This is a genomic window from Brevibacillus sp. FW306-2-1A-C05A (genome assembly GCF_058781555.1).
This window is the reverse complement of sequence record NZ_JBYSWV010000004.1, coordinates 181,690-193,840: the sequence shown is the minus strand read 5'-3', so window position 1 is coordinate 193,840 and position 12,151 is coordinate 181,690. Positions and strand designations below refer to the sequence as shown.

Genomic DNA, 12,151 nt, shown 5'->3' with positions numbered 1-12,151 from the left:
GTGACCATTCCAAGACCCAGCATACAGGAGGCGCTTTTTTCTTTCAAAGCTCAAATTTCTTCATTACAGGAATGGCTCCTCGTCTAATCGTCGGAAATTTTGTATAGAAGGGAGAGGGGAGCCCCCTCCCTTGGTATCCACTACTACTACTCCTTCACATGAATGAACGCGACCGTATTTTTCCCCTGCCCTTTGTATGTCACATCGGAGAAGGTAATGGACGTACGATTGCTAAAGTCCAGATCATAACGATCGGTAATTTGCTTAACCAGTTCGCTGCGGTAGATAATGCTTTTCGTACCGCTTTCTCTCATCGAGTAAGAGGTAAATTGATCCCCGAGATACGCTGAAACGGCAATCCGATCCTCACCATATCCGATCTGAACGGTTTTGGGATGATGAAGCCGCTCCATCAACTCCTGACTCAGCGCGACCCTCATGCCGTTTTTGGAATGTACAATCGACATAACCCCTGCTTTTCCGACCGATCTACCCTGCTGATGGCATACGGACGGTGTAATATCAGACAAATCTACGTCTTCATGATCGTCATCCGATTCATCCTGATCAAAATCATCGTCGGAATCAGCAACTTCTTCTACTTCTGCTACTTCTTCAACGTCTTCAACGTCTTCAATAGTTTCAATATCTTCGATGTCCATATCCAATTCAGTATTGATCATGTTTTCCATGTGTACATACTCCTTCACTTTGTATTTGTGCAGCTTGATTGAACGTGTTGACCCGCCATGATCTGATCGTAAATCACCAAATTCGCGCCCTTACGAGAGCGATAAAGTAGTGAGTATAGGTGGTTCATCCGCAGAAATCAACCAACAATCATATCCTTTGTCTGCAACAGACTGACTGAGCAGTTTCTCCTCTTTCAGTACATCATCAATGTAGAGCTGAAGTAATTGCCCAATGGTGTCTTTCAGGGAAAAGTCACTTTCCATCACATCGAAGTACCCGAGATGACGGACTTTTGTCTCCAATTTCTTGAGGAAGTTTGCCCGATGTCTTATTGTCTGAAAGCCTACGTTTTCCCGCAGACTCCACCTGGCGGTGATAGAGGTACCAAGCTCGCCAACTGACTCAAGAACTTGAACCGACGGTATCGTCCCATCGAACAGGGGAAGGTCGTCATTGCGCAGTTTCTCGTAATAAACATTGTGTCTGACGTGAAAAGCCGTGGACATCCCGTCTAACCCCTCGGGATAGCTTCGCTCCACTTCCTTGTTGTTCGGATAAACCATCCAAACCGACTCAATGGAGAGATTGCTTACAAATGCCATTTCTGGTTTTGAGTTCATTTGGTTTGCCATGTGTAGAATCCCCTTTCTCTGTCATGCATGGTCATCATCCGCATCTCCGCGACACGCTCAAGGCTTCGCCGTCCCAGATCAAGCCAGTAATACGGATAACAACCCTTACCCAGAAACAAAGCTCCAAACCTGCGATACTAGCGGCGATACCGTGTACGGAAAAGAACCTATGTCTTTTCTCTTCAAACCCGAACTACTTCTCTCGGTTTTGGAAGGGTCTCAAGGGTCGGTCGCCGCGAACCCTTGAGACAACTGCGTTTGATGCGTCCCCGACAAGGTACCTACCCAGGGGCACTACACCACAGAAAGTAACATGCCAACTGATCCTCCTTTCGTGCAACGGATTCAGTTGAATGCTTATTGGACAGCTTGTAACTGTCCCCCCGATGCGCGGGCGCTTTTTGGCAAAGAAAAAAGACGCCCTTCAACAACAAGAATCTTTTTGAGCAGGTCAAACAGACCTAGAGCAGTTATGCTCTTCCAAAGATTCCCCTTGTTGCTTGGCGTCTAGATACGGACTTCGCACGCGGTTATTGTCCGGCTTACTGACTTGAGTTAGCTTGCACACGGAATTGGCTCAGTGGCCGTTCCAGCAGAGGCTTCCAATGTGGGATATTCAACTTTAGTAGTTATTCTAGCAGATGTTTCCTGTCCTATCAACCCTATTTTTCTAAGATTTCACATTTTCTTTTCTACTTGTTGATTTCGTTATCTTCCCGCTTCTCTCGCAGGTAAAACTGGATGGCCTCGGTGATCAGCCAGCTGTAGCTGCGAATGTACCTTTGTTTTTTCAGCTTGTGAAGCGTTCCCATCAGTTCCCGATCCACATAAATGGTCAGCTTCTTGTGCTGTTTATCGAATTCCGGTCTTTTGCGCAAGCCAGGGTATGGATGGTCGGGCAAACGGAAATCGCCGATTTTTGAGAACGGTCGATCCGAACTAGCCTGTCCGTGCTGCCCTGTAGCCGGGTGCCGGGAGGAAATTTCGTCCGCTGTTTCCACTTCGCCGTCTTCTTCCCAGCCGAACTCGATTTCCGAATCATCGCCGTTTACATCTGCATGTCCGGTTACTGAACTCCAGCTAATGCCGTGCGTAATCGAATCCCGTTCATTTCGCTTTTGTGCTTCTGTCAGGGGCAGATTCCCAGTAGGTCGTTCAAACATCTTTCATCCCTCCGTTATTCAGGTCGACGGAAAAATCGTCGTGAATGTCGACTTTTATCAGACTGTTCCCCTGCGTGTGGAAGCAAAAAAAATGGGCAAACCGTCGCCTGCCCAAATGATCAAGTCGCCCTGCTAAATTTCTACAGCAATTGTCTGCGAAGCTCCTCCGCATCGAGTCCTCTTTCTTTTGCCACTGTGGTAATGGCCTTCTCGCGACTCATTCCTTCCAGCACCAGTTTCACGATGAGCCAGATGATCTCTTTCAGAATTGGATTCAGTCCAGGCACCTCCTTTCCGATTCTATCTTGTGGCTCAAGAGTTATCGCAAGGCTGCAAAGATGATCCCCATGTTCAACTTGTCACCACTTTCAATATTCTTCGGGCAGCAAGGCCGTACTGTAAGTACCGGAATCAATGATCCAAACCGTTACGCCGATCGCCAGATTTTCGGTATGGTCGACGAAAAACACTTCTTCATGGAAAGGCTGCTCCTGTCGGTTCAAGACCTTCTGCAACGGCTCTCCGTCCACCCACTCGGCGGAGAGTTCGAAAATTTGGAGATGATCGAGCTGATCACCGCGTTCCTGCCGTTTCTCCAGAATGCTCCACAACATCTGTTGCAGTTCAAACGGAACAGCTTCATTGACCCCGCGTGTCACGAATCTATCTGAAGAAAACAATTTCCGCTCTACCATCTTTACATGTACCCCTTTTCTTTCAGGCTGCAAAACGAGCCTTCCATTCCTACAACGATGTGATCCAGGACGGGAATGCCCAGCAGCTCGCCCGCCTCTTGTAGCCTCCGTGTCACTTCGATGTCTTCCCTGCTCGGCGTAGGGTCGCCGGAAGGATGGTTGTGCGCCACGATGACGGAAGCGGCGTTCGCCAAAACAGCGGCCTTAAAGACTTCTCTGGGATGTACGATGCTCGCGTCCAGGGAGCCCACCGAAACCGTGTGAATGGCAACCGGCTCGTTTTTGGTCGACAGGCACAGCAGGAAAAACTGTTCCCGATCCGTTTCCTCCAAAAACTTCTGGAAGAGCCCAACGGCATCTTTCGCCATGCGAATTCTTCTCTGCGGGTACAGCAGGCTTGACTCCCGCACCATCTTTACCGAGACGATGTTGACTCGTTTGGCAGGTTGATGCCCTGCTTTTGTTGCGGTTTTATCGTTCATGTGATTTCCTCCCATTAGTAGTTTAGTAAAATGGCATCACGCTCGACCTGATCCTCTAGCCAAGCTATGGCCTGCTCATCGTCCGCTACGGATTCAAGCGGTAGGAGAAACGACATTCCGTACTCGTTGGTGTAGATGACCACGACCTTGTACCAGTGCTCGCCGTTTCGTTCCACCTTTTCCACAAACTCAGGCAGGCATCCCAGCAAACCGTTTTGATTGCGATCCAGTCCCACGACGGACAGATCGCGCAGATTGTCGCCTTTCTCCAACACGACCATGTAGCCGTGCATGTCGAGCGTGAATTCTTCCTCCAAACCGTCGAAGTCAAAAGCTTCTTTCAGGGCCAAAAACTCTTCTTCCAAGTACGCGGCGAAGGCGTCGGAAAACACTCTCGCTTCCCGCAGTAGCCTTACGTCCTGAATGGTTTTGATCGTCCGCATGGTTCCGTTCCTCCTCAAACAGAAAAGGCACCTTCCCGTTTTCGTTAGGGAAGATGCCTCTCGCTTTTACGATTGGTTTTGAACAACTGCTATCAATTGGTATTTGAAAGTGGATTAGTTAGCTTATCATAAAAACAGGAATTCCACGAGCATGTACGCCGCTACGAGACAGCCGAGAATCATGGTGAAAAGGGCCTTTCCGCCAAAGTAAGTAATGTCAAAAATTCGGTGGATGATTCTGAAAAAGATAAAAGCAATGACAAGCACGACGATGAGTAGAAACATGGATGAATACCCCTTTCTTCTATTTCTTACCGTGGTTTACCAAAAACAACCATCTAACCTCGTTACTTCATTCTTCCAAAAAATTAAGGAACGTAGCGTAAGCCTGATCCGGGTCTACCGTGACAAGGAGGTAGTGCATTTCCATTTCCAGGTACTTGATCTGCTTATGCAAAAAGTTTAGATTTTTCGCTGCCAGCATCATATATCCTACCGCTTGTATCTCCGTTACCATGACTTCACTCAAGCGACCTTCGCCCATGAGGGAGAATTTTTCCCGACGATCAATGGGTTGATTGAGCTTCGCCTTAGCGATCGACCATTTCGACAAGCTCATCAGTCCGTCTTTTTTGAAGGCTGGATCGATGTACGTTTCTTCGGCAATCAGGGCAGAGGCCGCTTCCGCCACCAGCGCCATCTCTTTCACAAGGTGATCCGCATGGTTTTTTTCTATGCCAAGATTGGTAGAAGCCATAATGACAAACCCTAGCACTTCTTCAAAATCAAGCACATTGTCCGTCAGCGGATTTTCTTCTAGGAATTTCGCGCTTCGCATCTCTGTGTTTCCCCCCCTTCATGTCGAACTTCCGCCATTTTTAGTGCGTTTTGCCTGTCAAAAAGTAAAAGAATGAGTCGGATTTAGTAGAATCTTCCTGTATTATCCTATAGGTGTTATCTGATAGTCAACTAACATCTATAGTGTGTGTTACTACCAAACTGCCTCCTGTACGCTTGTGGTGAGGTGGGGTTGAATGGAAGCGAACACCAAACAACTGGCGAAGAGATTGGGCGAGCGGATTCGCACTCTTCGTATGGACAAGGGCCTAAGCCAGGAACAGCTCGGCGAACGTTCCGGCCTGCACACGAACTATGTCGGCCAGATCGAGCGGGGAGAGAAGAACCTGACGATTGAAAGTCTCTCCAAGATCGCCCGCAGTCTCGGCATTCCTTTAGAGCAGCTGTTCCACTCCGTCGATCCGCTCGGCCCCGAAACGGAGCTCGGAAAGATCGTCATGCTGCTGTCTGAACGTCCCGTTGCCGACCATTCGCTGGTGCTGGCACTCATGAAAACCGTCTTTAGCTGGGAAGAAGAAAAGCGGAAGTGAGCGATGAATGTCATCTCACCTCCGCTTTCGCTTGTCTGTCCGGGAACTGGCTGGCCAGACGCGCCTTTTCCCATCTGATCCGGTGCCATTGCTTGCGCAATTCTTCTTCTTTCTGCCGGATCGCCTCGCAGATCACCTCCGCTGTCTCCAGGCAGGAGCTTTCGCTCTCCCTGTAGACCAATTCGTCCACCAGCAGGAACAGGGCTCGTTCGCATGTTTGGACGCTCCGAACCACGCCGTCTTCCCGCAAAATCAACGCTTCGTATTCTTCCCGTACTGAATTCACGTTTGTATCTCCTTTCTACAGTAGATTCACCGCACGTTCCTTTTCTTCTTTGCTCGTGTTGATGTAGAAATGAGCGGTTGTTTGAATGTGCGCATGTCCGGCCAGTTTGCTCACCGTCGTCAGCGGCACGTTTTTCTGGAGCAGCCTCGTGCAGAAGGTGTGCCGGAACTTGTGAGGGTAGATGCGGAAGCCAAGGCGCTTCTCCAAGCCCTCCAGCATCGTGTTCACCGCGTCTTTATGCATTTTCTCCGCTCGCTGGCTGACGAGAAGAAACGGGCTCTCCCGATGCTTGCTCTGCTGCCGTTCCGTCCTGACGTACTCCTTGATGAGATCCACCAGATCGGGGCGAAGCGGAATTTCTCGGTACTTCCCTCCTTTGCCCGTCACTCTCAGCGTGTTGGTTAGGTAGTCGATGTCACCGAGCCGGATGCCGCACAGTTCGCTCACCCGAACGCCCGTGTACAAAAGCAGCCAAACGATGAGATGGTTCCGCAAGGTGACCTTCGTCCTATCCTGAACGAAAAACAGAAGCTGATTGACTTCCTGCTCGCTGAACACCTCGACTTCTCCCTCGCTTCCGGCGGCCACCTTGATCCTGTCTTTACGCAGCGTGACGACCTGCTCCGTGGTCAACTTGCGATCGATCAGGAAGAGGTTGAACGCCTGCAGGGAGTTGATCTTTTTGTTGATGGTCGCCACCGCGTACTTGCTGTCGGCGAGCCTGCTCTTGTAGCTGGAGACGTAGAAGCGTTTTAGATCGGTCGGCTGATCCACCCCCATCTCCCGCAGGAACGCACAAAACGCCCTGACGTCGCCCACGTAGGATTCGATGGTTTTCGGGGCGATCCCGTTCTCAACAAGGTACTCTTCGAACTGCTGAATGACGTCCATTGGAAACACCTCCTGAAACGAAAAAATGCCCTGCATCCATTCATTGGACACAAGGCGGTTTGTGATTCGTATTGCACTTTAGCTAGTGTAGCTGGTCTTTCAGTTTTTCGATTTCCGCTAGGGGGAGTTTGGTCAGCTTGGCAACACGTTCAAGACTGTCGCCTTCGGCAAGCATCTCTCTAGCGATTTCCGTTGCCTTTTGCCGCTCTCCTTCCGTTCGACCTTCCGCCAAGCCCTCTTCTCTGGCTCTCTGCTGCCGAATCTCTGCTTCCCGCACAGCCGCCATCTCATCCAAAATCGCCTTCCGACGGGATTCGTACTCCACCCATTTCTTCTCGTCGCGACTCAGGTCTTCCCATTCGTCGAACGCCCGCTTCATCACCGGATCTCTCATCGCAATCGCCTCCAATTCTTTGCGAATTTCTTCATCATCGTCTGCCTCCAACAGCAGCAGCCATCTTTCCAATTCATTGTCGTGCGGATTCACTGCACGCTGCTCCCACTTGTCCATCAGCTTTGGAATTTCCATGAAATGAATCTCGATCACGTCAGTTAAAGGAAACTGCTCCTGATCCTCGTAGAGGTGAAAGGTGGTGTGGAACCTCTCCGTCTCCTGAAGAAAACGAAAATTTAGGATGTTGATCGTGATCGTTTTCGCCAAATCGGTGTACGGCATCCCCTTTTTCATTTGAGCCGAGTAGATGCGTGACCAGTAGTACAGGGTGCGCTTTTCCATGTCAAACTTGTTTGCCAGCTGAATCTCGATGTTCACGTGTTCGCCCTGCTCTGTCCTGGCGTGAATGTCCAGCACAGATGCCTTGTCTTCGAGGTGTTCCCGATTAATTTCGGGATTGAGAATTTCAACGGATTTGATCCGCTTGGCTTCTGGCAATTTGAGCGCGGCATTCAGAAAGGACAATAGAATCGGTTCATTTCCTTCTTTACCAAACACCTGCTTAAACGCGAAGTCAATTTTCAAGTCCATTAGTTTGGTCACGCTATCACCTCCATGCTGCAAACATCATTATTTTTATATTATACCATTGGAACGCTTTTCAGACACATTAGCCAATGCCCCCTTTCTTCATATTCCGATTTATAATATAGTATTCAAATTCTGATAGAATCATTTTTGTGGATTTCCCCTAAAACAGAAGAAAAGCCAGCTACCGAAAATCGGCGGCTGACTGCATTCTTTAATATTCTTCAGTCAGGATCGAAATTGTGAAACTATACACTCTTGTTGGCCTTCGTACAGTGCTCCTTTAATTGAGTTGATCATCAGAGTTTTTCAGCGAGAGCAATAAACGTAATACAGCGAGAATGAATGAAAAAAAGAGCCTACCTCTTTTGGGGTAGACTCTTTCTCCATTTCTCTCACACTATGGAGAGGAAGCAACATTTAATTACTTTGCAACAGGTAGAGTAATTCCACCTTTAAGCGCATTACCATTTGCATCAGTAATATTGTTGGTATCCAAAACTTTTACCACGACAGTAGCTGTTGCGTAGTCTTCTGGTGCTACGAAAGGTGCATTAGATTGAGTTTTGAGTGTAACTGTTTCAGTACCAGCAACAGTAGCTACAGTACCCAAATTAACTTTTTCATTGTTCACAATTACTTCAAAACCAGTAAGTGCAGCAGCGGTTTGAACATTTTCAGAGAAAGTCAACACAATGCTATCCGCGCCAGAGAATGCAACAGCGGAAATGGTTGGAGCTACATTTTCCTTAAATGCTCCAGCATAACTGTATGCTTCTTTCAAAGCAACACCATTATTAGCTTTTACACTCTTACTAATTTCCAGTTCATAAGTGCCGTCAAATTTGATAGCACCTTCTTTAAGTGTGAGTTCAACCGTCTTTTTATCATTCTTAAAGATAGCTTTCTCAAACACTTTTTGTCCACTTACTGTGTAATTATTTACGTCCAGTGCAGATTGACCCATTTCAGAGTCATAAGCTACAGTAACCGTTTTGTTTGTAATTACTGGGGTACCTGTAACTTTTGGTACAGTAGTATCACCCGTCGCTGCAATTTCAAAGTTTACTTTCAAGTCTTTAGCCAAGTTTGTCAAGTCTGTTTTCTTAATGGTGAGTTCGTACTTACCAGCTTCCAGACCTGTAACTTTGATTTTAACAATCTTATCTTGATCAGCACCTGTACCATCAAGTACATAAGCATTAGCAGGAATAGTTACTGGAATTTCTACGTTGTCTGGTGTAACAACTTTACCTGCAAGAGCAGCAGCAGCAGCATCTTTTGTCATTGCAGTGTTAAACGTTAATTTTACAAAAGTATCTGTTCCTTCTTTAACTACTTCAGTTTTAGAAACTGTAGGAACTACATCAGTAAATACTACGTTCTTAGTAAATTCAACACCATCATTACCAGCCAGATCTTTGAAATCTGAAACCTTTACAGATACAACTCCAGGAGTAACAGTAGTAAGAGTAACCGTTACTGTATTTGTTTTTGAATCAAAATCTTGCCCTGTTGCTGTAATACCAGCACCTGTTACTTTGAGATACTCCTGACCTGCTGTAGCACTAACTTTTTTCACAGGTTTGCTAAAATGAACTTTCAAGGTTTTCAAACCTTCAGCTTCAACCGAAGAAACTACAGGCTTTACATTATCAACCACTTCAGATTTAATTTTCAACTCAAGTGGGTTAGGATTAATTAAGTTATTGCTCCAGTCCTTAGCACCAAGAATAACAACGTTGTATTCCTTATTTGCTTCCAGACCTTCAAATTTGATACCTTTTCCGTCATCAGTTAGTGCTGGAGCGACAGGAAGTGTTACTTCTTTATTGTCAGCAAAAACTTTTACTGAACCAATCGTTTGCAACTCTTCAGTAAAGTTAACTACTGCAACACCAGCTTGTGGATATTTTACATCGACAAGTGCTGGTTTTACGGTGTCACTAAAGGAAATGGTTTTAGTAAACTTAGGAGATTTTACATCCGCATCTGCCTTAGACTGAATTTCATCAACTGTTACTACAAAAGTTGTGCCGTTAGCAATAGGATTTGTCAATGTAATAACGAGTGTTTTGTTATCGTCTTTAAGATCATATGCAGCTACAGGAGTTGCACCAAGTCCTACAATAGTATAGTTTGCAGCTTTTGTAGCCTCTGTTTTATCAACTTCTTGGGTAAATTTAACTTCAATCTTCTTAGCGTTAATAGCACAAAACCCACTAAAAATTCATAATTTTCTGGATCAACCCAAAACCCATGCAACTCAAGAAGTCCAGCAATCGGACTGTTTCCCAGCATAGAAAAAGCCGAGTGAAAGTCGAGTGAGTTGTTGGAGAGCACAGGAAAGGTTGAGTGAAAATCGAACGAGCAAAAGCCGAAAAACTCCCCGCAAAAACCGCAGAATCCCCACAAAGGAAAATCAACGCTTTCCATGCGAGAGATCAAAACCCCGTAACCCCCGTAACTCCCGGATAAAAAAAGAAAATAAAAACCACCCGAACCGACCAGTAAATGGCAAAAAAAGAAGGACATATCATAAGGAAACGAAAGGTGGGAGACGGAACACAAAAGAGGATGGAAAATGGAGTATAAGGAATGAAGTGGACGAACGATCAAGCAGGAAAGCAACTCGGAGAGAACAAAAGAACGATCGTCCACCTAACCAGAACGGTTAACTCATTATCTCTGTACTGAGGGGAAAAGATTGTCTTTTTTAGAGGCACCCTTTTTGGGAGCGGGAAAGCGGGTTTTGCGGGAAACCCTTGTCCTGCCTGAAAAAAAAAGCGGGGAGATTCCACCCGCTCCCCGCTACGTTTGCAGCACGCTGTTCAGTTGATCTTCGTACCCGTACTTCCTGAAAAACTCGGCTAGCGCCACTTCAATGATGTCCCGCTGGGTGACGTTGAATTCCTTGCTGAAATCGCTCAGAAGGGTCAAAAGAGAGGTGGGAAAGCCAAGCGTCTTGTTGGCTTTGGCTCCCCTGAACTTGTACCTGGGCAGCGTCCCCTCGCTTTCGGTCTCCAGCAGGGCGAGCAGCTTGTCTTTTCTGGACAGGAGGTAGGCCAGCAGCTGTCGGTACTCATCCAAACCCTCTTCTGGCACAGTAGGCACCTGCGAAGCGGCGGTCATCGTGTCTCTCTGCTTCTTTGCAACGCTTTCGCTGTCGGTGTAGTTTTCTTTCTCGCTGTCCCAGACGAACCCTTTCCCCCTCATGTAGTCGCCCATCTCGTCGACGGTGCCGAAGCCGTTCTTCAGCGCGACCTGACGGACGTTGGCGCTGCTCTGGCTTAGCTGCCGGATGATCTGCCCAGCCTTGCTGTTGAGGAAACGGGCATCTTCTGTCGCCGAGGGCGTGTCGGCTTCTTCGGGAACGAACGTGGTACCGTTCCAGCGGAATCCTCTTCTGCGAAAGTATTGGTCGATCGTGAACCAGCCTTTGTGGCCGAAATGCTCGACAATCTCATCCTTGCTCTTCCCTTGAGCAAGTAGCTCAAAGGTTGTTTTGATTTTCGGATCTTCGTACACACTTGGATCGAACGAGCTCATTCGTTTTCCTCCTTAGAAATCGATTCGGTTCACGGCTTCCTGCAGATCAGTCTGCTGCACATGCAGGTACACCGACGTTGTCTTTAGACTGGCGTGACCCAGCAGACGCTGGATCACCGCGACATGCGTATCCTTCTTCACGAGGTAGCTGGCGAACGAGTGGCGCAGAATGTGGCTGGTGACGTGCTTCTGGATGCCCACGTCCTGACACGCTTCCTTTAGCAGACGATTGACGTACTGCTCACTGACCGTGCCCGTTTTCTTCAGCGCGAAGAAGAAAAGAGAGGCCGTGTGTGGCCGATGCTTGTCCAGGTACTCCTTCATGTGCTGTACCAGCTGCTTGTTCATGGGAACACGACGGTTTTTCCCGCCTTTACCGTTGACCACTTGTACAAATTCATCATCCAGATTCACGTCGTTCAAGGTGAGATTGATGCACTCGTTGACGCGAATGCCAGTGTGGGCCATCATCATCGCGAAATAGTGGACAACCGGATGCTTGATGGCAGCGATGATCACCTCAATCTCTTCTTTGTTGAGGTAGATCCGTTCGGATTCGGGCACTTTCACCCGCTCTATGTCATCCACTGGATTTTCCTGAACCAGCTTCTTTTTCTTCAAGCAGGTGAAGAAGGTGGACAGGGCGTTGATCTTGCGGTTGATCGTTCTCGGTTTGCTGTCCAGCTCGTTGCTCAGGTATTCGACAAATCCTTCTATGTGAGCGAATGTCACCTCTTCAACAAACACCGGGCCGTTGGAGCGTTCGGACATCCATCTCTGGAACTGGCTCACGTCCATCTTGTATCCGCGCAGCGTTTCGTCTCGCATCCCCCTTGCCTTGAGCCAATCCAAAAAGAGCGGAATGGCCTGTGTCAGCAACATGCTTTCTGTAGCAATCATCGTTTTCATGTGCGTATCCTCCTTGTTTGCATTATTTATGGTAGAAA

Annotated in this window: 16 protein-coding genes; 1 reads left to right on the top strand and 15 read right to left on the bottom strand. The window is 47.7% G+C overall.

Features of this window, described 5'->3' with window-relative positions; genetic code table 11:
* Positions 1 to 146: 146 nt before the first annotated feature.
* The 9 genes from AC3WJN_RS05955 to AC3WJN_RS05915 form a co-directional block, all read right to left on the bottom strand.
* Positions 147 to 692, bottom strand: a complete 546-nt coding sequence (locus tag AC3WJN_RS05955; protein WP_007778580.1) for a hypothetical protein — start codon at positions 690 to 692, stop codon at positions 147 to 149.
* Positions 693 to 782: 90 nt separating this feature from the next.
* Entirely contained in the window at positions 783 to 1,325 is a 543-nt protein-coding gene (locus tag AC3WJN_RS05950) for a hypothetical protein (protein ID WP_007778577.1), read from the bottom strand.
* Between the two features lie 692 nt (positions 1,326 to 2,017).
* Positions 2,018 to 2,488: a ribbon-helix-helix domain-containing protein gene (locus AC3WJN_RS05945; RefSeq protein WP_007778573.1), complete on the bottom strand. Its 471-nt coding sequence runs from the start codon at positions 2,486 to 2,488 to the stop codon at positions 2,018 to 2,020.
* Between the two features lie 140 nt (positions 2,489 to 2,628).
* The gene (locus AC3WJN_RS05940; protein ID WP_007778568.1) at positions 2,629 to 2,775 is read right to left on the bottom strand and encodes a hypothetical protein; all 147 of its coding nucleotides are present in this window, start codon (positions 2,773 to 2,775) and stop codon (positions 2,629 to 2,631) included.
* 81 nt (positions 2,776 to 2,856) lie between these two features.
* Complete coding sequence (locus AC3WJN_RS05935) at positions 2,857 to 3,183, bottom strand: DUF960 family protein (protein WP_005834973.1); 327 nt, start codon at positions 3,181 to 3,183, stop codon at positions 2,857 to 2,859.
* A gap of 2 nt (positions 3,184 to 3,185) precedes the next feature.
* The gene (locus AC3WJN_RS05930; protein WP_007778564.1) at positions 3,186 to 3,665 is read right to left on the bottom strand and encodes a JAB domain-containing protein; all 480 of its coding nucleotides are present in this window, start codon (positions 3,663 to 3,665) and stop codon (positions 3,186 to 3,188) included.
* A 14-nt stretch (positions 3,666 to 3,679) separates the two neighbouring features.
* Positions 3,680 to 4,108 carry a hypothetical protein gene (locus tag AC3WJN_RS05925; RefSeq protein ID WP_007778561.1) on the bottom strand — a complete coding sequence of 143 codons (429 nt, stop codon included), beginning with the start codon at positions 4,106 to 4,108 and terminating at the stop codon, positions 3,680 to 3,682.
* Positions 4,109 to 4,234: 126 nt separating this feature from the next.
* Positions 4,235 to 4,393, bottom strand: coding sequence for a hypothetical protein (locus tag AC3WJN_RS05920; RefSeq protein WP_007778558.1), 159 nt, complete (start codon positions 4,391 to 4,393; stop codon positions 4,235 to 4,237).
* A 67-nt stretch (positions 4,394 to 4,460) separates the two neighbouring features.
* Positions 4,461 to 4,946 (bottom strand): hypothetical protein, encoded by a 486-nt coding sequence (locus tag AC3WJN_RS05915; protein WP_007778555.1) that lies wholly within the window; start codon positions 4,944 to 4,946, stop codon positions 4,461 to 4,463.
* A 196-nt stretch (positions 4,947 to 5,142) separates the two neighbouring features.
* On the opposite strand from AC3WJN_RS05915, the gene AC3WJN_RS05910 reads away from it, so the two are divergent.
* On the top strand, positions 5,143 to 5,496 hold the full coding sequence (locus tag AC3WJN_RS05910) for a helix-turn-helix domain-containing protein (protein WP_007778552.1): 354 nt from the start codon (positions 5,143 to 5,145) through the stop codon (positions 5,494 to 5,496).
* Positions 5,497 to 5,506: 10 nt separating this feature from the next.
* Here AC3WJN_RS05910 and AC3WJN_RS05905 read toward each other — a convergent pair whose 3' ends face one another.
* The 6 genes from AC3WJN_RS05905 to AC3WJN_RS05880 form a co-directional block, all read right to left on the bottom strand.
* Positions 5,507 to 5,782 (bottom strand): hypothetical protein, encoded by a 276-nt coding sequence (locus AC3WJN_RS05905; RefSeq protein ID WP_007778549.1) that lies wholly within the window; start codon positions 5,780 to 5,782, stop codon positions 5,507 to 5,509.
* 15 nt (positions 5,783 to 5,797) lie between these two features.
* A complete protein-coding gene (locus tag AC3WJN_RS05900; protein WP_007778546.1) occupies positions 5,798 to 6,673 on the bottom strand; it encodes a tyrosine-type recombinase/integrase in 876 nt (291 codons plus the stop codon).
* Between the two features lie 82 nt (positions 6,674 to 6,755).
* Positions 6,756 to 7,670: an Rpn family recombination-promoting nuclease/putative transposase gene (locus AC3WJN_RS05895; RefSeq protein WP_007778543.1), complete on the bottom strand. Its 915-nt coding sequence runs from the start codon at positions 7,668 to 7,670 to the stop codon at positions 6,756 to 6,758.
* A 409-nt stretch (positions 7,671 to 8,079) separates the two neighbouring features.
* Positions 8,080 to 9,714: an Ig-like domain-containing domain gene (locus AC3WJN_RS05890; RefSeq protein WP_007778541.1), complete on the bottom strand. Its 1,635-nt coding sequence runs from the start codon at positions 9,712 to 9,714 to the stop codon at positions 8,080 to 8,082.
* Positions 9,715 to 10,466: 752 nt separating this feature from the next.
* A complete protein-coding gene (locus AC3WJN_RS05885; RefSeq protein ID WP_007778539.1) occupies positions 10,467 to 11,204 on the bottom strand; it encodes a hypothetical protein in 738 nt (245 codons plus the stop codon).
* A 12-nt stretch (positions 11,205 to 11,216) separates the two neighbouring features.
* On the bottom strand, positions 11,217 to 12,113 hold the full coding sequence (locus AC3WJN_RS05880) for a tyrosine-type recombinase/integrase (protein WP_007778536.1): 897 nt from the start codon (positions 12,111 to 12,113) through the stop codon (positions 11,217 to 11,219).
* Between the last annotated feature and the right edge of the window lie 38 nt (positions 12,114 to 12,151).

Coding starts and splice junctions, on each gene's coding strand:
- AC3WJN_RS05910 (WP_007778552.1), top strand. CDS start 5,143: ATGGAAGCGAACACCAAACAACTGGCGAAGAGATTGGGCGAGCGGATT.
- AC3WJN_RS05920 (WP_007778558.1), bottom strand. CDS start 4,393: ATGTTTCTACTCATCGTCGTGCTTGTCATTGCTTTTATCTTTTTCAGA.
- AC3WJN_RS05900 (WP_007778546.1), bottom strand. CDS start 6,673: ATGGACGTCATTCAGCAGTTCGAAGAGTACCTTGTTGAGAACGGGATC.
- AC3WJN_RS05880 (WP_007778536.1), bottom strand. CDS start 12,113: ATGAAAACGATGATTGCTACAGAAAGCATGTTGCTGACACAGGCCATT.
- AC3WJN_RS05915 (WP_007778555.1), bottom strand. CDS start 4,946: ATGCGAAGCGCGAAATTCCTAGAAGAAAATCCGCTGACGGACAATGTG.
- AC3WJN_RS05885 (WP_007778539.1), bottom strand. CDS start 11,204: ATGAGCTCGTTCGATCCAAGTGTGTACGAAGATCCGAAAATCAAAACA.
- AC3WJN_RS05945 (WP_007778573.1), bottom strand. CDS start 2,488: ATGTTTGAACGACCTACTGGGAATCTGCCCCTGACAGAAGCACAAAAG.
- AC3WJN_RS05935 (WP_005834973.1), bottom strand. CDS start 3,183: ATGGTAGAGCGGAAATTGTTTTCTTCAGATAGATTCGTGACACGCGGG.
- AC3WJN_RS05925 (WP_007778561.1), bottom strand. CDS start 4,108: ATGCGGACGATCAAAACCATTCAGGACGTAAGGCTACTGCGGGAAGCG.
- AC3WJN_RS05930 (WP_007778564.1), bottom strand. CDS start 3,665: ATGAACGATAAAACCGCAACAAAAGCAGGGCATCAACCTGCCAAACGA.
- AC3WJN_RS05955 (WP_007778580.1), bottom strand. CDS start 692: ATGGAAAACATGATCAATACTGAATTGGATATGGACATCGAAGATATT.
- AC3WJN_RS05950 (WP_007778577.1), bottom strand. CDS start 1,325: ATGGCAAACCAAATGAACTCAAAACCAGAAATGGCATTTGTAAGCAAT.